This is a genomic window from Shewanella sp. H8, from assembly GCF_040285065.1.
Classification (GTDB): domain Bacteria; phylum Pseudomonadota; class Gammaproteobacteria; order Enterobacterales; family Shewanellaceae; genus Shewanella; species Shewanella polaris.
On the sequence record NZ_CP157213.1, the window covers coordinates 1,759,773 to 1,780,382 of the forward strand.

A 20,610-nucleotide genomic window follows, 5' to 3' on the forward strand; every position below is an offset into this window, starting at 1 on the left:
TTTACCCCTAGTCCATAAATCAAAAAATCCAGATAAAAATACTAAACAGTATAGTTGTCTATATAAAATAGAGGTAAACCCATTTGTAAATACGATTGATAATGATTCTCATTAAGTGTAAATTCCGACTATTACTTCGGGTAAGTAAATTAAGGGATCGCTTTTTTGAAGCGTAGTTATCTTTTATAAATACTAAATGGAACATGTAATGAAAATCAATATTTTACAGTTTAATAAATGTAAACTGGCTGTTGTATGTGCTTCTGCACTTTCTTTGAATAGCTACTCAACTTTAGCTGAGGAAAACGCGGAAGTAGATAAAAGCAATATTGAATCGATTAGTGTGGTTGGGCATAAACTGACAGAATTGAGTTCTAATAATAATGGTGGAGCATTAGGGAATAAAACCTTATTAGAAACACCTTTTTCGGTCGATGTTATTTCACTTGAAGATATGGAAATCCGCCAGGTTAATACTCTGGATAGTCTTTTTAGTAGAGAAGCGTCGGTATCGGTTGATGGGAGTGCCTATAGTACTTTCGGTTCAACGATACGTGTTCGTGGCTTACCTTTAGATTACACCAATAGTTTTAAAATTAATGGTATGTCCATCAATAATTTTAGTGGTGAATTGCCTTATGAAGCCTTTGAGCAAGTTACCTTACTAAAAGGAGCCTCTGGTTTCATGTATGGGATGGCGGCACCTGGCGGGGTCGTTAATTATGTGACAAAAAAAGCAACTGACGATAAACTTATTGTTGATGTAGGCATGCGAAGTGACAGTGTATTTAGTGGTCATATTGATGCCAGTAAGCGCTTGGGTGATAACGATGAGTATGGTGTAAGAGTTAACCTTGTTAAAGAGGAAGGGGATACTTATTTAGATGATGGCACAATTGATCGTACAACTGCTGCGTTAGCATTTGATGCACAACTTACTGATTCACTGTATTGGACTGTTGATGTAATTTATAATGATCGTTTAACTGAAAACTCATGGACGACGATGAGTAATTCAATGGACAGTACTGATTCACTTCCAGATCCCGTTAACGGTACTCGCAGTATTGGTGCTGATGGTACCTTCGATGATTACAAAAATATCGTTGCTCTTACTAGTTTAAATTGGGATATTAATGACAACTGGAGTGCTCGTCTTGAGTACGATTACTCTAAGAATGAGACTCGTTGGGTAAAAACCTTAGCCTATTTGCAAAATAGTACTGGTGATGTTGATATAGCCTTATATGATCAGTATTTTGATGTTAATTATGACCAAGTACAGGCCGTTATTAACGGTGAATTCGACACTGGTAGTATTCGTCACAATCTATTAATTGGTGCTTCTTATCAGAAGTCGACAACGTATCGCAATGATCCAGACCGCAAAGTCACTTGGGGTTATGGAACCGATAACCTGTATAATCCTGTTGAGCTTCCAACCTATAATTCAACCTTAGAAGATAATCTATCTATGGCTTGGATTGATAAACAACAATCTGTTTATCTCAGTGACTTTATTTCGCTAACAGATCAATGGGAAGTATTACTTGGTATTCGATCAAATCAAATTGAACATACACCAAGCGAATATTTCTCTTCATATCAAGCTTACAACGAAGACAGCGCCCTAAGTCCTACTGCTGCATTGATGTTTAAACCTGATAATCAAACAACTTATTATGTTAGTTACGTTGAATCATTCGAGGGAACAACTTCGTATGTTGGCGAGACATATGCAAATGCTGATGAGCTACTAGAGCCATTAGAAAGTAAACAATATGAATTGGGTGTTAAAACTGCTGGTGATGGCTGGTCTTTAACGTCGGCACTATTTCGCATCGAGCGAGGCGCCACACTTGTTACTGATGATAATTATTTAATACAGGATGGACTGAGTATTTATCAAGGCCTTGAATTTAGTGGTGCATGGGAAGTCACTGATAATTTATCTTTATATGGCGATTTGATGTTATTAGATGCTACCTATGATAAAACAAATTCAGCAGTGGAAGGTAATGATGTTGCTGGTACACCAAGTCAACAGTTTAGCTTACAGACTAACTATGAGGTCGATGCTGTACCTGGTTTGGCTGTTAATTTAGGCGCTAAATACTTTGGTGAAACCACATTAGATTCTAATAATACCTGGGAATTACCTGCTTATACTTTATTTTATACCGGCGTTAGTTATAGCACTATGCTCGATGACAAGACGTTAACGGTTATAGGTACTGTGGATAACCTATTTGACGAAGAGTTTTGGGCTGCCGGTGATGCGTATGGTGCATTACGTATTGGTGAGCCACGTACTTTTGCCGTTAAAGTTAAGATGAGCTTTTAAGACTCATTATAATATTTTCTAATAATTATTTATTGGAAATGAAATGGCCGCAAAACCAATTATTTTATTTTGCGGCCATTAATATAATGTTATTTAGACTCATTCATTAGTGATTGAATGTAGATATAAATTATTAATTAAAATTGAGATGATGAGTTTTCTATTTAAAGGAATATAGAAATGTGGCCATTTTTGGCATTAATGTTAACCAATGTTGGTGCAATAATCATTTACCTTACCAGTAAAAATCAAGGTTTAATTCATAAGCCATTGGCGAAATTATGGCGATTAATAACGTTAGTTTGTTGGTTGTTGGCATTATATATATGGTTACAACTGTACGTTATTAGTGCGGCTGTTTTTATGTGGTTATTTACGATGACAATTCTACTTATATGCCCTCCATTATTGAGTCTCAATAAGAGCTCTGTTCAAGAAAAAAGGGGCCATTGATGACTAGACTTTCTGCGGATGAAAAAATTCAACCTCATTGGTGGGTAAAAACCTTAGCGGGCATCATATTGGGTTTAACTTTAGCATATGCATTTGTTGGCATTTTTGCTTGGTATGGTTATGGCGGGATTAATGCACCAATAAAGGTGCAATTTAACATGTGGATGATCAGTCCAATTTGGATGCTAGTTCTATCCTTTTGTTACTTATTTAAAACGGGTATCAATGCCATTGTTTATTTAACGTCAGCAAATATCATTGTTTATAGCGTTTTCTTTTTTTTAAGGTGGTTATCATGAGAATTCGCGGAGATATTCTACGTACATATCAGTCTATTCACACCTGGACCGGTATTATTGCGGGTTTAGTACTCTTTATTGGTTTTTATGCAGGTTCACTGACAATGTTCAAGCATGAAATTACCCAATGGGCGACACCGCCAAGCCATCAATTACCACAAATATCCATAGACCAATTTGATAATCTAATTTTACAAGCATCATCAACTTTTGATAAAGCCCAACAAGGTTTTATCGTTAATTTTAATGAGGAATTATCGCCGCTCACGTGGTTTGAGCAGGGTGGGGAGCGGGGATTACATTTAAATAATGTCATGCGGCACGCAACCCTATCCGAGAATGGTGAATTGATCACTCAAGTTAACCCAACTAATGAGCTGGGTGAATTGATTGATATGCTCCATCGTACTGCCGGTATTGCCGGTAAGGTAGGGCATGAAGACCTTGGGGTGTTAATCTTAGGTGTTGCATCAATACTGTATTTCTTAGCATTAGTGTCGGGTGTTGTTATTTTATTGCCAACGTTAGTTAAAAGCTTTTTTGCGTTAAGACAACATAAAGGTGCTAATCGTTTCTGGCTTGATAGCCACAATTTAGTCGGTATTATTAGTTTACCGTTTCATTTAATTATTGCTTGGTCTGTTATTGTTTTTGCTTTCCATGATTTTTTTTATGATGGTTTGAGCCTGATTTATAGCGATGAAGCTATGTTTGAACGAGGTAAGAAACCAGCAATAGAGTATACGATTGAACAATTACCACCAATTTCAACTTATCTTAAAAAAATAGATGACATGACCGATGGTTATCTCGTTAAATCAATGGATTTTTCTAATTTATCATCAACTAATCCAGTTGTTGGGATAGCAATGACTAACCCACATGAAATGATGCGGGTGAGTTCTGGTGATTTTATCTATATGAATCCTTATACCTTCGACGTGAGTTACAGTAGTATACCGTTGAATGAAGGTGATATTTATACACCACTTGTAGCAGGTTTGTTTTCTTTGCATTTTGGCGGTTATGGTGGAGACTTAGGCCGCTGGATATATTTTTCCTTAGGTTTATTAGGGGCATTTATTTTCTACAGTGGCAATTTATTATGGTTAGAAAAACGTCGTCAAAAGCAGCCCATACAAAGTAAATCTAGCCGTATTATGGCATCACTTACAATCGGTATGTGTTTAGGGTCAATTTTAGCGGTAGTCATTACTTTGTTATCAAGTAAATGGTTATACCTAATAAGTGCTCAGGTTAATATCAATTACCTAATATGTTATTACTTAGTATTCTTTATAGCATTAATATATAGCTTTATTGGTGGTGCGGCTAAAAGTGCTATTCATTTACAATATATATTATTTATAGCTTGTTTATTAATACCATTAACCTCAGTTCTTTCTCTGATTATGCCAAGTGTAGGGTTATGGAGTCCGGTATACTTTCCTAGCATGGTGGTGGAGCTTATTGCACTATTCTTCGCTGGAGTATTTTATTATGGCGCGGTAAAAACCAAGCAGCGAGTTTATTATGGTGAAACTAATAGTATATGGTCTTTGCCCTTAAAAATCGTAGCAGATAGCCATAAATAATGGGATAAGTTAAGTTTCTCGTTATTAAGCTGGTGGTTATTATGTTGCTATGATTAATCACTTTGCTAATAAAAAGTAATATTAAAAATGATAGTGGAGTATAATAAAGAATGTTACACTCCATTATTATAACGTCTATTTAATTTCCTCTTGAAGCCCGTTTAATTAAAAAACAATGTATTAAGCTTCATTAAATTAAATACTAGTTAAATATCAATTAAGATCCTAAAATTTTAACGTTCGGTGGATATATCAACACTGTCTTCTTCATTTATGCATCCTGAATTGAACAATGTATTAAACAGGCTAATTCAGATGAACATTATATCGTTAAAGTAGTGGGCTGAATAAATAAAAAAACTGCTCCACTAATCGTTTAAATAACGGTCTTTTACGCCACTCGCGTGCATCCATTTTTATCGAGTTGGCCATATATTGATGTTGGACTTCACTGAGTGACTGCGTAAATTCCAAATTTTCCACAGATAGAGTGACCTCAAAGTTAAGCCACAAACTGCGCATATCAAGGTTAACAGTGCCAATGAGACTATGGTGCAGATCAATGACTACTGACTTGGTGTGCAGTAACCCGCCCTGAAAACGATGGATATTCACCCCCGCATTAAGTAACTCGCCAAAGAAAGATCGACTCGCCCATTCCACCATCAGTGAATCATTTTTGTCGGGTATGATTAAATTAACCTCTACACCTCGCAAAGACGCTGCAGTCAAGGCAAACAGTAGGTTTTCACTGGGAACAAAATAAGGGCTGGTGATGGTGATACTTTGTTTTGCTTGATAAATACTGAGTAATAAAACTTGCTGGATCATATCTTCAGGCATACCTGGCCCAGAAGGGATGACTTGAATCATGTCTGATGGTTTTTCTTCATGCGGTTGACACTTTGGCTGTTCGGGTAACATTCTTTGGTCTGTTTCGGTTTCCCAATCCCAGGCGAGAATGCAATTAAGCACTGGCACACTGGAGCCAGTGATCCTGACCATGACATCAATCCATTCACCCACACCAGCGCTTTTGTTAAAAATCTTGGGGTCGACAAGATTCATTGAACCGGTATAACCGATTTGGTTGTCTATCACGACTATTTTACGGTGAAGCCGTAAATCTAAGCGGCGGAAGAACATCCGGAAAGGGGAGACTGATAGTGCGGAAATAAGATTGATACCGGCTAAGCGCATCCGCTTTGGCCATTTGCTGTTGAAAAATGTTCTACTTCCTGCAGCATCTAATAATATTCTTACTACAATTCCACGCTGAGCAGCTTGAATAAGTGCTTCAGCTACATGATCTGCAAGTCCACCAGGATGCCAAATATAGAACTCCATGTGAATCGAGGTCTGCGCTTGTTGGATGTCTTGGATTAGGGTCGATAGAATAACATCTGTCGATGATTTAAGTGTGAGTTGGTTGTTGGATAATGTAGGGATCCCAAGACGTTTTTCGCATAAATGGCTTATGGTCACCGCGTAATCACTTAAATTATGGGGACGATATTGCTGGATGGTAAAAAGTCGACTAAACCATTGTCGATAGGGTGCATACATTTCTTTGGCTCTGACAGCACGCTTTTTGCCAAGATTCATCTCGCCAACCATAAAATAAAGCAGAATACCTATGATGGGAACCACATAGATAAGCATCATCCAAGCTAAGGAGACACCAATGGAGCGTCGTTTATAGACAATTCGAGTGGTGATACCGGCAATTATCAACCAATAAGCTAATACGCTGATCAGCGTTAATATTTTGTAAAGTTCAACCATAACAAGCCAGTATATTAATCCCACAGAAAAACATGTGTTTATCATATCAGTTTTTTAATTGATATGATCTGCCTTCATCCGTCTGTACGGCTGGGTATATCAAACAGTTTGTTTTAATATAGATACTATAGACTTATTCCATTTGCATACTTTAACTGAACAAAAAGTTTCACTTTCAGCAATACGTTCAACATTATATAGAGGCATTTATCTATCGCCATTTTTAGCTCAAAGCCAACATCGACAGTCACATTGACACCAAAGCGTAAGCTCTTGGGGCTTGCTCAATGGGGGAGCCTTATTATCGTCATATTCATCATGGCGATAGTTGTGGTTGTGCCAATGTTTGTGCATTTTTCGACTGAGCCTCAAGTGATTAATAGTGAACAACAGCAGTTTGTTGCTCAATGTGTTGATGCTACATCTGACACCAAATTGGATATTGATGGTCAACTGGCTGTCGCGAGTTGGAATATCTATAAACAACAAAATGATGGTTGGCAAACGCAGTTAAGCCAGTTAGCCAAGCAGAACCAATTAATGTTACTGCAAGAAGTTAAGCTCTCTGACACCTTCCAACAGTGGCGCCAACAAAACCATCAACAATTGGCAATGGTACAAGCATTTCGTCAAGGTGATATACCGCTTGGAGTAATGAATTTATCTCAGGTTACCGCGAGTCAAAGTTGTGGTTATTTGACTTCCGAACCTTTTATACAGTTTCCAAAATCGAGTCTATTAAGCTACTTCCCCTTGTCTAATGGTGAAACTCTGCTGGTGGCTAATTTGCACAGTATTAATTTTGAGTATGCACTCGACAGTTACGCTGAACAGTTACAGCAGGTACTACCCGCGTTAAAAGCGCATAAAGGACCGATAATTTTTGGTGGTGATTTAAACACATGGCGCCAAGCAAGATTGTCTATGTTAGCCCAGATGACAAAGACATTAGGATTGAAAGCGGTAACACCTAACGATGACACTCGCACAACCGTGATGGGTTATGCAATTGATCATCTTTTTTATCGTGGATTGACCTTAGAGTCTGCTCGAGTTATCAATACTCAAACATCAGATCATCATCCTCTGTTGGCGCAGTTTAGATTAGGCGAAAGTTAATCATTTTCCGCTCAAAAATATAAATATTGCACTTCTAAATAGGTATTATTACCGTATTATCGAATTTTTTTAGCGACGGTTTTGCCCCCCAACATTAACGATAAATGCCTAAAGCAAATGTGTGTAAAAATTAATCACACGCCGGTATAAATGTGCGTTATTATAAAGTTTGATTGAGTTTTTAAGACATAGCTCTACCAGCTTACATATAGCGTTCATGCGGTTTGTGAAGATGATGGCTCAATCAGTATCAAGTCGTTCAATTGGGATACCTAACGTTGGTTTCGCTCGGAGTAAACATATTTTGCCAACATTACTTAGCCCGATCATGAGGTGTTAGTGCATGTAGCGAAAACTACGATGGAGGCAACAAATGAAGTCAATAACCATTTCAACTATTCAGGCCATGGAAATTCTAGATTCTCGTGGCAATCCTACTGTCCGTGTATTCGTTGAACTGAGCGATGGAACTGCTTCTGTTGCATCCGTTCCCTCGGGTGCAAGTACGGGTGACAATGAAGCAATCGAATTACGCGATGGTGATATGACTCGGTATGCTGGCAAAGGGGTATTGAAAGCGGTAGCTAATGTGAATCACAAACTTGCTCCTGTTTTGCTTGGCATGGACCCGTTTAAACAGGCCTTAATTGATCACACCATGATTGCACTGGATGGTACTGTCAACAAATCTAATCTTGGCGCCAATGCCATTTTAGGAATTTCCATGGCGGTCGCTCGCGCCGCGGCAAAATCTAGCAACATTCCTCTTTATCAATATCTCGGCGGTACAGGTGCCAGAAGGTTAGTGGTTCCTTGTATGAACATTATTAACGGCGGAGAACACTCAGATAATAACGTAGATTTTCAGGAGTTTATGGCTGTTCCTTTGGGGGCGCCTAATTTTAGGGAAGGTTTACGTTATGTTGCCGAAACCTTTCACGTGCTTAAAGGCATTCTTAAAGACCGTGGCTTAGCAACCAGTGTAGGTGATGAAGGTGGTTTTGCTCCTAATCTTAACAGTAACGAAGATGCCATCGAAACCATTATTCAAGCGATTGAGAAAGCAGGTTATAAACCTGGAATAGACATTGCTATTGCACTCGATAGCGCGGCTAATTCATTCTCAACTGATATGTGTAATAACTATGATCTTAAATGGTCCGGCACCGGCGCGATGAAGAGTAATGACCTTATTAACCTTGCTGAGGAATGGGTAAACAAATACCCCATTGTACTTTGGGAAGACCCTCTTGCTGAACGAGATATTGATGGTTTTAAGCAGTTTACTGCTCGGCTTGGTGATAAAATTGAAGTGGTCGGTGACGATTTGTTCGTTACCAATACTCAATATATTAGCCGCGGCATTGCGCATAAAGAGGCTAATTCAGCGTTGATCAAATTAAATCAAATAGGGACAGTAACAGAATCTATTGAAGCGGTGCGTATGTGCCGTGATGCTGGTTGGCGTTACTTTATTTCCCATCGATCAGGTGAAACAGAAGACACTTTCTTAGCTGACTTTGCCGTGGCAATGGACGGCGGGCATTTAAAAAGTGGCTCTGTCAGTCGTAGCGAACGGGTCGCAAAATACAATCGTTTGTTAGAAATTGAGCAACAGCTTGGAGAGGATGCGCTTTATTACTGGAAGTAGTTTATACAGTAATCAAAAAGTGAGTAGCAAAACGGAGTGGTGTTATACACTCTGGTTTTGCTAAAGGTAACGTGTAGTGCTAGGCAGCGTTTAGTTAATTGCGATAGTTAATGATGGCTGTTTTATGACGATAATTTATGAAGATAGTTTTGACAGTAGTGAACAGTATTTGCGAGAAACCAGTTTAAATAGCCTTTTTATAATGGTTTTTGCTGTTTGTTCTAGTTAACCTTACCAAGACAAGATCATAATATTACACGGTATATGACACTATGCTCTTCCAGCTATTAACTTAATCTTGATGCAGCCCAATCTGTATTATTAAGCTGCATTTTGAATAAAGTATTATGAAACTACTCTATTACTTTTTATTAAACATAGCTTGGCCAGTTTTATCTTTTTCAGACCAGAAATTGATATTGAACTGAGCATCAGGGCTTAATTCAATACGGTGCCAGTACTCTGGTGGGCTGGTGGCAAATTGTCCGGCATTAATCACAACTTTCACTTCAGGTTCAGTCGCTTCGCTGTTAGCAAAACCAAAATATGTCACTACACCTTCCATTACGCATAACTGCCCAAATACACCTTCGGCGGTATTGTGGTGAGTTAGTAGCGCATCAGGCACACTTATAGTGGTAAAAAAGGGTGTAGAACGTTGAATGGTCCAGTTTGCTGGAATACGTTGATGAGACATAGTGTTCTCCTAAATAACCTGAACTCGGGATAATAAACGCCTTTCAAACAGTCCTTTGCCCTGCTAACTGCGTTGAATCGACTTACAATAGGCTAGCTATTGACGCGTCAATTCGCCTTGTTAGCATAACAAATGACAAGCTTGAATGTGAGCTTGGTTAACATGCTGATTTTAAATAGCATAACTTCATCCCTTATCCCAAATTCAGGTTAAATTGATTGATGAGTAGGCTTTATGAGTAAAGCCTACTCGATTAAATGCTAAAGACTTGCTGGTAAGGCTCTAAGTAGTGGGAAGGTATTGCTCATGTGTCCTTCGGTTACGACAAAGCCGATAATTTGTTTTTGCTCGTTATAGGCTTTTACTGAACACCCCAGAGCATCAATATCCACCTGCCAAGAGGCTACATCGGTTACGGTATTACCGCCCAATTGAATAGGCATTTGTGGCGTTTTAACCTTAACTAACATCGCTGGAAGTTTCAGCTCTGTCGGTTGGCCTAATAAGGTTTTCGCTAAGGCATTAGCACTTAACATAATAGGCTGCAGATACGACATCACCTTACCGTTTATCTCTGCGCAATCCCCTAAGGCATAAACATTGTTCACTGAAGTTTGCAGTTGCTGATTAACCACTAGGCCGTTGTTGATTTTAAAGCCTGACTTACGAGCTAAACCAACATTAGCTTTTAACCCCGCAGCAGAAATGACACAATCCACGATATGTGTTTTGCCCGAGCTGAGCGTGGCACAAATACCTGAATTAGTTTGGTCTAAGGAGCTAATCGTGCGACCAAATTCAAACTCAACCCCTGTTTCAGCCATCTTTTTTTGTAATACACTGGCGACTAAATCGGGCAACATATTGGCCATTAAACCGCTACTGGGATCTACCACTACCACGCTTTTACCGCTACAGTTAAGATCCATCGCTATTTCAGTACCAATAATACCCGCACCAATGACCAAAACTCGTTGTGCATTTTGTAGTTGCTGCTGCGCGCTATCAAACTCGCGCAGACTGTTTAACGTGATAACACAGTCAGTTGCATTGCCAAGCATCGGTGGGACAAATGTTTTTGCGCCTGTTGCCAATACCAGTTGTGCATAAGGGTAGGCGACACCATTAACAAAAACCGCTTGTTGTTCACTATCAATGCAGTCAACTTGGGTAAAAGCATGCAGGGTAATATTATTCTCGCTGGCAAAGTCTTGCGCACTGAGGCGGATTAAATCCGCACTGCTTTGTTGATTACTAAATACATGGCTTAAATCAGGCTTATTATAATCGTGGCCCTCGTCAAGGGTAAAAACGGTTATCGGTATATGCTGATCTGTACGTCTAATGGTTTTGATTAACTGATATGAACCAAAGCCGCTACCAATAATGATGATGGGTGCACTCATGATACTTTCCTTGCAGCAATAGGAACAAAGACTTCTTTACCAAGTCCACAATCTGGGCAAAGGAAAAAGTCTGGGACTTCGTTCCACGGAGTACCTGGTTCAACATCTTGATTTGGTTCACCCAATACTGGCTCATAAACCCAATTACACACAGTGCAGAGCATATTTTGTGAATCATCAATTGCTGTAGCCGTTGTACATGCAGGTTTTGTTTCCTGTGACGTTGGAGTAGCTAGCTTAGTGATTACAGTCGCTTGAGCGCTTTTAGCTAGCGATGCTGGTGAAATGGATTTTACATTACTTAAATCATGCCATGCCCAGCTTTTGGCTATCTGACGGCCATGCTCACGGCATTCACGCATTGCTTTACCATCAGGGCGCCATTTTGCTTTTAAGCCAACAATGGTGTCAAATCCGGCATCCGTAAGGCGAGTGTGAATACGGTCAACCGCACCACCATTCCAACCATAACTTCCAAATGCACCGGCTTTTTTATCTTTAAAGCGCAGGCCAGTGATTTCTTCCAGCATGCCTGCGACTTTTGGCATCATGACATTGTTCATTGTTGATGAACCCACCAAAATACCTTTAGAGCGGAATACGTTAGCTAAGATGTCATTTTTATCATGGCGGGCCACATTAAACACTTTAACTGATACAACTGGGTCAACGTCGTGGATGCCTTGAGCAATAGCATCGGCCATCATACGAGTATTATTAGACATCGAATCATAAAAAATAGTGATTCTATCTTCTTGATAATTGTCAGCCCATGCTAAGTATTGATGAATAATTTGAGCTGGGTTATCGCGCCACACCACACCATGGGAAGTGGCAATAATATCTACAGGCAAGTTAAAACTCAGCACCTCGTTAATTTTAGCGGTAACCAATGAGCTAAATGGGGTTAAAATATTGGAGTAATAACGTAAGCATTGATCCATCAATTCAATCTGATCAACTTCATCATTAAACAGATGCTCATCGCAGTAATGCTGACCAAAGGCATCATTACTAAACAACACTGCATCTTCTGTTAAATAGGTCATCATACTGTCAGGCCAATGCAACATAGGGGTTTCTATAAATACTAATTGCTTGCCGTTACCGATATCTAAGGTATCGCCCGTTTTGACAATATTGAAATTCCATTCTGGATGATGATGTAATCCAGTAATTGAATCGATAGCATTTTCGGTACAGTAAATTGGGGTGTTAGGGATTTTAGCCATCAAAGCAGCTAGAGCGCCTGAATGATCTTCTTCAGCGTGGTTAATGACAATGTAATCAATTTTATCAAGATCAATTTCCATCTCAAGGTTTTGAATAAATTGCAGGCTGAAACGATGATCAACAGTATCGATTAAGACATTTTTTTGTTCACGAATAAGGTAACTATTATAACTTGTCCCTTTAGTGGTTTTATATTCAGTACCGTGAAAGTCCAATATTTCCCAGTCACGTTGTCCAACCCAATCGATGTTATTTTTAATGTGAATTGTCATATGTACACCTGTAATAAATTAAAAGTTAAAGTTCGAAGATAAAGTTTCAAAAGTTAACTTAGCTATTGCAGGTGGCGTGCCACTTATTTAATAGGCTGATTAATATAGGTATTATGATATTTCTAAAGTATAAATTGTCATGTTGACACTTATCGCTTTGTCAATATGACACACTGGGTGTCATATTGACTACGGTGAAAATATTACCAAAACAAATGATCATCTGGATTACTGTTGTATTTTATGAATGGTTAACTGATTTCTATGATAAAGCCATAGCCGTTCCTGTACTTAATAAGCTGTTATTTAGGCTTAATGTGTATGAGTTCATTACTTGGTTAACAGCTTTGCAAGGGTTAATATACCTGACTCTAACGGGCTACCTTTACGGTAGACAATCGATAGCTGAACATGTTTGGGCCCATGGCTGACTGGCGTCATGACCAGAGATTTTTCGTATCGACTACCAGCAACCATATTCTTGCCAATAATGGTGTAACCCAAACCCGCAGCAATACAACCTAAAACACCATCAGCGCTACTCATTACCATGAGCTCATCATTACCTCGCCCGGCCTTTTGTTGCCAAAGAATGGCGTGTTTTCTATAGCCGCAGCCTTCATCTCGTACAAACAACACGGGATCATGTTCACTGTCTCGTGGAGTCACCATAATCAGCTCTTCTTTCACTATCGGGATAACAATAAGGTTTTCATGTTTAGGTGCATTACCGATAGCTGCGCAATCAACCTTATTATTTAATACAGAAAAAACTAGTCTTTCACTGGTGTCAGTATGGATTTTTGTTCGAATTTCAGCGTGATTCAGCTTGAGCTGTTTGAGCGCCAAAGGCATATGAACAGCTGCAAATGTTTCTGGCATACCGACTCTTAACTCGTAAGTGCCTTTATTACGTAAAATGGCGGAAGTAGCCTGATATTCCAACTGTAAAATCTGATCGGCATATTCGCAAAGCTGTTGCCCACTAGGTGTTAACTGTAACTTTCGGCCAATGATGTTGAATAGCTTGGTATCGAGTTCTTTTTCGAGCTTTTTTATTCGGTTGGTGATGTTGGATTGAACCGTATGCAGTTTATCGGCAGCACCTTTAATGCCTGCTTCATCGACTACGGCTTTAAAAGTCTTTAGGGTTAATATTTCCATATAGTTCTCATATTAAGAAATTTTTGTTCTAAATAATTCAATTTTTAAGAGTAACAGATTGCGTTATTCTCTGTTAATAATTCCGATGAAAAGTGATTTAAATGTTATTAGCGCTAACGAGGAACCGGGTATATTTTGCAGGCATCTGTAGTTTAATTGTCACTGTTGGTGTGGCTAGATTCTCCTATAGCTTGCTATTACCGATAATGCAGGATGGTGCCGGCCTAACTGAATCTGGTGGAGGTTGGTTAGCGAGCACTAATTTTATGGGGTACATGTGTGGGGTGTTACTGGCTGCAAGTATGCACAACCTAAACTACAAATATAATTTACACCGAGTGTATCTAATATTAAGTGTTGTCACTTCAGCAGCCATGCTGACGACTACAGATATGGTTACTTGGGCGGTATTGCGCTTTATTGCCGGTATCTGTGCCTCTGGAGGTTTTATTATTGCCTCTGGTTTGATATTAAAATGGTTAGTGAATAATAATCACCGAGCAGAATTAGGTATTCATTTCGCAGGTGCAGGCTTGAGTATCATTGTCACCTCAATACTCGTAGAGGCCATGTTGACCATGTCAGCAGATTGGCAACAACAGTGGATAGCGTTAGCGGTATTGGCTGCAATATTCGCGATTCCGGCGTGGTTATGGGTGCCACATCCTTTGGTCGATGGAAAAGAGAGTGTGAGTACTAACGATAATCCACCCAGTAGAGCTTTTAAAACGCTAATGATGCTGGCCTATTTTTGTGCTGGTTATGGTTATGCTGTTAGCTCAACTTTTATTGTTGATATTGTCGAGCGGGTAGAGGGCTTGCAAGGGCAAGGAGGATTCGCTTTTCTATTGGTAGGCGTTGCGGCAACCCCAGCACCTTTAATATGGGATCGAGTCGCACGTCAAACGGGTTACGTAAAAGCATTACTAGCAGCATATATCTTACAGGCCGTAGGCATTATTCTTCCTGCAATAAATGATAGTTTACCTGTCGTAATATTAAGCGCGCTGTTGTTTGGTGGCACTTTTATCGCCTGTGTTAGCTTAGTATTAACTATGGCGGGCAAGTTTTATCCTAGTAACCCGGCTAAGTTTATGGGAAAAATGACTTTAGCTTATGGTGCGGCACAAATTATGGCACCCGTATCTACCGGATATCTTACTGAAGCACTTGGAAGCTATGATGTTGGCTTATACCTATCTGCCACGGTAGTGATGATTGGTACGTTATTTTTGTTTGGATTGTTAAATCTCGATAAAGAAGCTATAAAAAATAAAACCATTAACATAGAAACCAAGAGCGTTATTGGTTAATAAAAGATTACTCATTTACAATGTACTTAGCTCTTTATCAAGATAAAGAGCTAACGAACTTAGGTTAGCTTGCCTGTTCACTGGTAATAATCTTTTGAATATCGTGCGTATGCACTTTTACGCAAATGCCATTAGCTTTAAATGCGATGGTTGGGTTTGCTAAACGTTCTTTATCGCTTTTAGGCGAACTCTGCTTTACTTTAATATCACTGTTGCCTGTTATTACATCTGCCAACTGAGGGGCTTTTTCGATAAGCTCTGCGACTAATTGGTCACAGGTTTGTGCCTGTGATGGAAATACTAATTCGATATGTTCCCAGCCTTCAACGGGATAAGCTTTGTCGGATGGGAAGGGCAGTTCTACACATTGAATTTTCATCGTGCCGATAACTAATGGCTCGATTAGTTTAATGATTAAAATGGGTCTGCCATTAATCATATTATTAGAAATTATTTTGCCATGTTGGCTAAATTCATCTGCTAGTAATTGTGCTAAGTGGTTATCGTTCACCCGTAAGGCGGCATGATCACTCTGCAGTGATAAGTTATCTAGACCCAAACGGTGTATAAACGCAGTAATACGTTGACTAAAGTCTGGCCATGTTTGAAGTAAGTGTTGGTAATTCATTTAATAACCCAAAAAACAAAGCAAAAAATGGTATCGATGAGACTGAATAAGCTTATGGCCATATTTCAATCGGTGTACCTGCATCAATCATTTTCCATAATTCATCCATTTCTTTGTTGGTCACAGCAATACAGCCATTGGTCCAGTTGTATTTTTGTGCTTCTTTTGGTGGCAATGATGAGCGAGGATTTTCACCGTGGATCATTATCATTCCGCCAGCTCTGATCCCTAAGGCATCAGCGCGTAATTTATCTTCTTCATTGGGATACGAAATATGAATAGATTTATAAAATGCACTATCAGATTTTTTGTAATCTAATATATAACGACCTTGGGGAGTACGTTGATCGCCTTCTTTAAGCTTATGACCGCTAGGAACGTCGCCCATGGCAATGAGATAACTTTTTACTACTTTTCCATCGCGCATAACAGATAAGCGAGATTCGGATTTATTGACGACCACTAAATCGACTTTTGCTGTTGTTTGGCTTGCTGAAGCAACGGCCAATAACGGGCAGAACATTAATGCTATAAATGATATGTACAACGCGCGCATGAAAACTCCGTAAACCAATGACCTTTTTAATTTTTATTGTAGAATGACTTAATTTCGAATGTTAAAACTCGCCAGTCAATGTTAGATTTTAACGACAACAAGGATTAATTGATATTAATTAACCCAGTTTATTTGCAATTTATTGCCCAAGAAAGTGAATAATAAGATGAATATCGAAGAAAAAGCCGATAGTCCGCTAAAACAAAAGCTAAGAAGTGTGATTTTTGGGACCGAAACCCAAGCTGGAAAATATTTTGATATCGCCCTTATGCTATGTATTGTGTTTAGCGTGATGTTGATTTTTATCGATACCATTGAGCGGTTTCATTCACAATATGGCGACTATATTCGTATCGGTGAATGGACCTTTACGGTAATCTTTACCGTTGAGTACATATTAAGGATCTATTGTTCGCTTAATCGGTTACACTATGTGCGTAGTTTTTTTGGCTTAGTAGATTTGGTGTCTATTTTGCCCACGTATTTAGGATTGTTTTTCCCCGGTGCCAATGTTGCTTTAGCTGTTAGGGTTCTGCGTTTATTCCGCGTTTTTAGAGTGTTAAAGCTACTGCGCTATTTAAGTGATGGCAACTTATTGATTAAAGCTATGATGCAGTCAAGCCGTAAAGTGTTTATCTTTTTCTTTTCGGTCAGTCTGATTATCATGGTGCTAAGTGTGATTATGTATGTGGTTGAAGGCCCTAATAACGGATTTACGTCTATCCCTAAGTCTATGTATTGGACCGTGGTGACTATTACCACAGTGGGCTACGGTGACATTACGCCACAAACAGCACTAGGTCAGGGGATTGCTGCAATAACCATGCTGATTGGTTATTCGATAATAGCGATACCGACAGGCATTTTAACGGCTGAGATCTCACACGAAATGGTGAGAACCCGAGATTTACGTAAGTGCAGTAATTGTGGTAAAAAAGGCCACGATAACGATGCCGATTACTGTAATCACTGTGGCAGTGAACTGGAGAAGCTCTAAATAATGGTTTTTGATACTCACTTTATTGACCCCCAAGGATGTTATGACCGCCGCTAAATTTGTTGAGGGCTCAATTTTACGCCATATATTGGTCATGAGCTCTACTGCTGCAGTGGGGATTTCGGCGTTGTTTGTCGTCGATTTACTCGATATTTTCTTTTTAAGTCTGCTCGGCGAAGTTGAACTTGCCGCCGCTGCAGGTTATGCCAGCACTATTTCATTTTTTACCACTTCAATTGGCATCGGCTTATCTATTGCACTAGGTGCATTGGTGTCAAAAGCGGTGGGTTCGAAAAATATTAAGCTCGCTAAACGGTTGTTTTTAAACAGTGCCATCGTGACGTTATTGACCAGTGTGCTGGTGGCTGCAATTGTTATCGCGTTTATTCCTGAATTGTTAGCGTTAGTGGGTGCTACGGGGCGCACAGCGGAGTTAGCGCAAAGTTACTTGTATATTTTAGTGCCTTCATTACCGTTTATTTGTTTAGCCATGGCGCTTGGTGGTGCATTACGTGCTGTGGGTGATGCTAAATTGTCGATGATGTCGACCTTAGCTGGCGGTGGGGTTAATGCCATATTAGATCCTATATTCATTTTTTCTTTATCAATGGGCATTGAAGGCGCGGCTGCCGCGTCTGTTTTGGCGCGTATTGCGGTGTTTATCATCTCAGCCCGTGGAGTAGTGATAAAACATAAATTATTGGGTCGATTCTCGTTTGCCGAGTTTAAACAAGACCTTGGGGTTATTTTTGCCATTGCTGCACCCGCCATGCTCACCAATGTAGCCACTCCAATTGGTAATGCGGTGGTAACGCGTGCTATTGCAGATTTTGGTGATAGCTATGTAGCAGGTTGGGCTGTATTGGGACGTTTGATCCCCGTATCGTTTGGGATGATATTTGCGCTATCTGGTGCGGTTGGGCCGATAGTGGGGCAGAACTTTGGCGCCAACGAAATTGAGCGTGTTAGGCTGAGTTTAACCAAAGCGATTCAATTTTGTGTTGCTTATGTATTGGTGGTGTCACTGGGACTGTTTTTATTACGTAATGTCATTATTAGTAGTTTTGACATGAAAGGCGATGCTGCAGAGCTTATATTATTTTTCTGTCAGTATATTGCAGTGTTCTTTATTTTCTCGGGAATGTTGTTTATTGCTAATGCCTCGTTTAACAACTTAGGTAAGGCCAAGTACTCCACTTTATTTAATGTAGGTAAAGCCACTATTGGTACCATACCATTCGTGTATTTTGGTGCGCAATGGGGCGGTGTGTTTGGCGTATTGATTGGTCAGGTTATTGGCGCGGTTATCTTTGGGGTGATAGGTATTTTATGTGCTTATCGGTTAGTCGATAAAATCAGTCGCCAAGGTTTATTGTCGGCTAGCGTAAATCAACAACTGTTAGAAGATGATGCTATTAATATTGATATGGTGGCTGCGCCGTCTCCAATGCCAGGGCGAACTTTAATGGCGCAATTAGATGAAGACCCCTTGTGTAAACAATTAGGCCAACAAGAGAACAGCGACAAAAGTTAGCACAAGTTCTAAATAGTTGTGATGAATTATCCCAATTTACGGCAATTAAAAAGCCCCTATCAGGCCAAGGCCAAGAAAGGGGCTTTTTGTTACTAACAGCTTATTACTCGTTGTTAGTCTTTATCTGATTCGGTGTTATTTTCTGTTGCTGTAGTCTGTTCAGCTTCTTCTGCTAACGCGATCTTTTCGCGTTCAGCTTTAGAGATATAACGCTCAACAGGCTTATTGCTAGGGTTAGACGGCACCACTTTGTTTTTACGAGCCTTGGCACGCTTGGCTAGCTTTTTAATCATCTCTTGCTTTCTGTTCATCTGATTTCTTACTTTTAAAACGACAACTATTTATTTCATTGTTTAATGATAAACAGCTTATCGAAGCGTGATGACACTGGTCTAGGAGCCAACGGCAACATCACGAGGAAATTTGGACGCTAATTTTAGCTTAATTGCACAGCGGGATATAGTTTTTTATCCGTCAGTAGCACTATTTGCTTTTTATCCATGGTTAAAACGTCATGGGCCTTAACGTTACACACCGTACTTTTTGATGTCTTCATCGGTGGCACCATCGTTACACTCACCACGAATTTCACCGCGTTCAGCTTCAACGTAACGACTTAACTCGATAAAGCCTGCTTGACAATATCCGTTCATTTCAATGGTTTTTTTAAGCCCGAGATCGATTTGTCGATTCCATAACTCTAAACGATCTTCTGCATTACGCTGTTGTACTAGGTAACTTTGAGCATCTTGTTTACTGCGACGCATATTGAGATCGCGTGGAGCTCCTGGAATACTGCGATCAAGCGCAGTGGCTAATTTGGCTTTATAGACAAATAACTTAATCCCTTTTCCTTTAATTTCAGTACTGAATGAGTCACGGAATTGCCCTACAAAATCCATTGGATCTGGTTCGCTGGCACTACAAGCACTGAGAAGTATCATACTGCAGATGATTAAACTGATTTTTGACACACATAACCTCATCATTTTTTATAAGACATAATAGCCAAAAGGCTGCTTTAGAAGACATTGATCAGCCATCGATTGAAATACTAATGGCGTAATTAGAGAAAAAATGATTTCTATAGCAATAGGTTAGCCACAGCATTGAAATAAGCTGTGGCAAATGACGATACCAGTAATTTAGGCAAAACGCTCGTTGAGGTAATTGCTAATGGCTTTTGATTCATATAACCATTGGGTGTTGCCGTCTTGCTCTATGCGTAAACAAGGCACTTGTAGCTTGCCTCCTTGGCTTACTAATTCACTTTGGTTAGCATCTTGCTTGGCGTCGACTAAATTAATCGTTAAATTTTGACGACGCATGTCACGACGCACCTTTACGCAAAAAGGACAGGCCGCGTATTGATACAAGGCCAGTGATTGAGTTTGTTGATCAACAATGGCTTGCTCATCTTGCGAACGTTGGCGCTTTTTAGGGGCAAACACAAAATTTAACAACAATATAATTCGACCTAAAATCCAGCGAACGATAAACATAGATAACCTCAATCTTAACAATAATAATGATACGATATGATTACAAACGCTTGTTATTTAAC

Annotated in this window: 18 protein-coding genes; 8 read left to right on the plus strand and 10 right to left on the minus strand. The window is 39.5% G+C overall.

The window, feature by feature from the left end:
• The first annotated feature begins 208 nt into the window (after positions 1 to 208).
• From ABIS04_RS07665 to ABIS04_RS07675, 3 genes are all read left to right on the plus strand, one after another.
• Positions 209 to 2,344: a TonB-dependent siderophore receptor gene (locus tag ABIS04_RS07665; protein ID WP_350433076.1), complete on the plus strand. Its 2,136-nt coding sequence runs from the start codon at positions 209 to 211 to the stop codon at positions 2,342 to 2,344.
• A 452-nt stretch (positions 2,345 to 2,796) separates the two neighbouring features.
• Positions 2,797 to 3,096, plus strand: a complete 300-nt coding sequence (locus ABIS04_RS07670; RefSeq protein ID WP_350433077.1) for a hypothetical protein — start codon at positions 2,797 to 2,799, stop codon at positions 3,094 to 3,096.
• Entirely contained in the window at positions 3,093 to 4,691 is a 1,599-nt protein-coding gene (locus tag ABIS04_RS07675) for a PepSY-associated TM helix domain-containing protein (protein ID WP_350433078.1), read from the plus strand. Before ABIS04_RS07670 ends, ABIS04_RS07675 begins: the two co-directional genes overlap by 4 nt.
• 330 nt (positions 4,692 to 5,021) lie before the next feature.
• On the opposite strand, the gene cls is transcribed toward ABIS04_RS07675, so the two are convergent.
• Entirely contained in the window at positions 5,022 to 6,476 is a 1,455-nt protein-coding gene (gene cls / locus ABIS04_RS07680; protein ID WP_137221190.1) for a cardiolipin synthase, read from the minus strand.
• Between the two features lie 273 nt (positions 6,477 to 6,749).
• Here cls and ABIS04_RS07685 point away from each other — a divergent pair, with 273 nt between their 5' ends.
• Positions 6,750 to 7,595 (plus strand): endonuclease/exonuclease/phosphatase family protein, encoded by an 846-nt coding sequence (locus ABIS04_RS07685; protein ID WP_350433403.1) that lies wholly within the window; start codon positions 6,750 to 6,752, stop codon positions 7,593 to 7,595.
• A gap of 373 nt (positions 7,596 to 7,968) precedes the next feature.
• Positions 7,969 to 9,246 (plus strand): phosphopyruvate hydratase, encoded by a 1,278-nt coding sequence (gene eno, locus ABIS04_RS07690; RefSeq protein WP_350433079.1) that lies wholly within the window; start codon positions 7,969 to 7,971, stop codon positions 9,244 to 9,246.
• 361 nt (positions 9,247 to 9,607) lie between these two features.
• On the opposite strand, the gene ABIS04_RS07695 is transcribed toward eno, so the two are convergent.
• From ABIS04_RS07695 to ABIS04_RS07710, 4 genes are all read right to left on the minus strand, one after another.
• Positions 9,608 to 9,943, minus strand: a complete 336-nt coding sequence (locus ABIS04_RS07695) for a DUF1971 domain-containing protein (protein ID WP_350433080.1) — start codon at positions 9,941 to 9,943, stop codon at positions 9,608 to 9,610.
• Between the two features lie 260 nt (positions 9,944 to 10,203).
• Positions 10,204 to 11,349 carry an NADH:flavorubredoxin reductase NorW gene (gene norW / locus ABIS04_RS07700; protein WP_350433081.1) on the minus strand — a complete coding sequence of 382 codons (1,146 nt, stop codon included), beginning with the start codon at positions 11,347 to 11,349 and terminating at the stop codon, positions 10,204 to 10,206.
• Entirely contained in the window at positions 11,346 to 12,854 is a 1,509-nt protein-coding gene (gene norV / locus ABIS04_RS07705; protein WP_350433082.1) for an anaerobic nitric oxide reductase flavorubredoxin, read from the minus strand. The genes norW and norV overlap by 4 nt, the downstream gene beginning before the upstream one ends.
• Before the next feature lie 330 nt (positions 12,855 to 13,184).
• The gene (locus tag ABIS04_RS07710; protein ID WP_350433083.1) at positions 13,185 to 14,018 is read right to left on the minus strand and encodes a LysR family transcriptional regulator; all 834 of its coding nucleotides are present in this window, start codon (positions 14,016 to 14,018) and stop codon (positions 13,185 to 13,187) included.
• A gap of 101 nt (positions 14,019 to 14,119) precedes the next feature.
• Here ABIS04_RS07710 and ABIS04_RS07715 point away from each other — a divergent pair, with 101 nt between their 5' ends.
• On the plus strand, positions 14,120 to 15,331 hold the full coding sequence (locus tag ABIS04_RS07715) for a YbfB/YjiJ family MFS transporter (RefSeq protein WP_350433084.1): 1,212 nt from the start codon (positions 14,120 to 14,122) through the stop codon (positions 15,329 to 15,331).
• A 64-nt stretch (positions 15,332 to 15,395) separates the two neighbouring features.
• Here the strand turns inward: ABIS04_RS07715 and ABIS04_RS07720 are convergent, their stop codons facing one another.
• Both ABIS04_RS07720 and ABIS04_RS07725 read right to left on the minus strand, forming a co-directional pair.
• Complete coding sequence (locus tag ABIS04_RS07720; protein WP_350433085.1) at positions 15,396 to 15,959, minus strand: VOC family protein; 564 nt, start codon at positions 15,957 to 15,959, stop codon at positions 15,396 to 15,398.
• Between the two features lie 52 nt (positions 15,960 to 16,011).
• Positions 16,012 to 16,482, minus strand: coding sequence for a L,D-transpeptidase family protein (locus ABIS04_RS07725; protein ID WP_350433404.1), 471 nt, complete (start codon positions 16,480 to 16,482; stop codon positions 16,012 to 16,014).
• A gap of 199 nt (positions 16,483 to 16,681) precedes the next feature.
• Between ABIS04_RS07725 and ABIS04_RS07730 the strand changes: the two genes are divergently transcribed.
• Positions 16,682 to 17,512 (plus strand): ion transporter, encoded by an 831-nt coding sequence (locus ABIS04_RS07730; RefSeq protein WP_350433086.1) that lies wholly within the window; start codon positions 16,682 to 16,684, stop codon positions 17,510 to 17,512.
• Positions 17,513 to 17,555: 43 nt separating this feature from the next.
• Positions 17,556 to 19,046 carry an MATE family efflux transporter gene (locus tag ABIS04_RS07735; protein WP_350433087.1) on the plus strand — a complete coding sequence of 497 codons (1,491 nt, stop codon included), beginning with the start codon at positions 17,556 to 17,558 and terminating at the stop codon, positions 19,044 to 19,046.
• Positions 19,047 to 19,159: 113 nt separating this feature from the next.
• Here the strand turns inward: ABIS04_RS07735 and ABIS04_RS07740 are convergent, their stop codons facing one another.
• The 3 genes from ABIS04_RS07740 to ABIS04_RS07750 all read right to left on the minus strand — a co-directional run bounded on the left by ABIS04_RS07740 (position 19,160) and on the right by ABIS04_RS07750 (position 20,548).
• Positions 19,160 to 19,357 (minus strand): DUF2986 domain-containing protein, encoded by a 198-nt coding sequence (locus ABIS04_RS07740; protein WP_350433088.1) that lies wholly within the window; start codon positions 19,355 to 19,357, stop codon positions 19,160 to 19,162.
• A gap of 216 nt (positions 19,358 to 19,573) precedes the next feature.
• A complete protein-coding gene (locus tag ABIS04_RS07745; protein WP_350433089.1) occupies positions 19,574 to 20,020 on the minus strand; it encodes a hypothetical protein in 447 nt (148 codons plus the stop codon).
• 171 nt (positions 20,021 to 20,191) lie between these two features.
• The gene (locus ABIS04_RS07750; protein WP_350433090.1) at positions 20,192 to 20,548 is read right to left on the minus strand and encodes a glutathione S-transferase N-terminal domain-containing protein; all 357 of its coding nucleotides are present in this window, start codon (positions 20,546 to 20,548) and stop codon (positions 20,192 to 20,194) included.
• Positions 20,549 to 20,610 lie beyond the last annotated feature (62 nt).

What these genes read in the sequence shown, in the direction of transcription:
- ABIS04_RS07695 (WP_350433080.1), bottom strand. Translation starts at nt 9,943, where the DNA reads ATGTCTCATCAACGTATTCCAGCAAACTGGACCATTCAACGTTCTACA.
- ABIS04_RS07725 (WP_350433404.1), bottom strand. Translation starts at nt 16,482, where the DNA reads ATGTTCTGCCCGTTATTGGCCGTTGCTTCAGCAAGCCAAACAACAGCA.
- norV (WP_350433082.1), bottom strand. Translation starts at nt 12,854, where the DNA reads ATGACAATTCACATTAAAAATAACATCGATTGGGTTGGACAACGTGAC.
- ABIS04_RS07735 (WP_350433087.1), top strand. Translation starts at nt 17,556, where the DNA reads ATGACCGCCGCTAAATTTGTTGAGGGCTCAATTTTACGCCATATATTG.
- ABIS04_RS07750 (WP_350433090.1), bottom strand. Translation starts at nt 20,548, where the DNA reads ATGTTTATCGTTCGCTGGATTTTAGGTCGAATTATATTGTTGTTAAAT.
- ABIS04_RS07670 (WP_350433077.1), top strand. Translation starts at nt 2,797, where the DNA reads ATGACTAGACTTTCTGCGGATGAAAAAATTCAACCTCATTGGTGGGTA.
- eno (WP_350433079.1), top strand. Translation starts at nt 7,969, where the DNA reads ATGAAGTCAATAACCATTTCAACTATTCAGGCCATGGAAATTCTAGAT.
- cls (WP_137221190.1), bottom strand. Translation starts at nt 6,476, where the DNA reads ATGGTTGAACTTTACAAAATATTAACGCTGATCAGCGTATTAGCTTAT.
- ABIS04_RS07720 (WP_350433085.1), bottom strand. Translation starts at nt 15,959, where the DNA reads ATGAATTACCAACACTTACTTCAAACATGGCCAGACTTTAGTCAACGT.
- ABIS04_RS07740 (WP_350433088.1), bottom strand. Translation starts at nt 19,357, where the DNA reads ATGAACAGAAAGCAAGAGATGATTAAAAAGCTAGCCAAGCGTGCCAAG.
- ABIS04_RS07710 (WP_350433083.1), bottom strand. Translation starts at nt 14,018, where the DNA reads ATGGAAATATTAACCCTAAAGACTTTTAAAGCCGTAGTCGATGAAGCA.
- ABIS04_RS07715 (WP_350433084.1), top strand. Translation starts at nt 14,120, where the DNA reads ATGTTATTAGCGCTAACGAGGAACCGGGTATATTTTGCAGGCATCTGT.
- ABIS04_RS07730 (WP_350433086.1), top strand. Translation starts at nt 16,682, where the DNA reads ATGAATATCGAAGAAAAAGCCGATAGTCCGCTAAAACAAAAGCTAAGA.
- ABIS04_RS07665 (WP_350433076.1), top strand. Translation starts at nt 209, where the DNA reads ATGAAAATCAATATTTTACAGTTTAATAAATGTAAACTGGCTGTTGTA.
- ABIS04_RS07675 (WP_350433078.1), top strand. Translation starts at nt 3,093, where the DNA reads ATGAGAATTCGCGGAGATATTCTACGTACATATCAGTCTATTCACACC.
- norW (WP_350433081.1), bottom strand. Translation starts at nt 11,349, where the DNA reads ATGAGTGCACCCATCATCATTATTGGTAGCGGCTTTGGTTCATATCAG.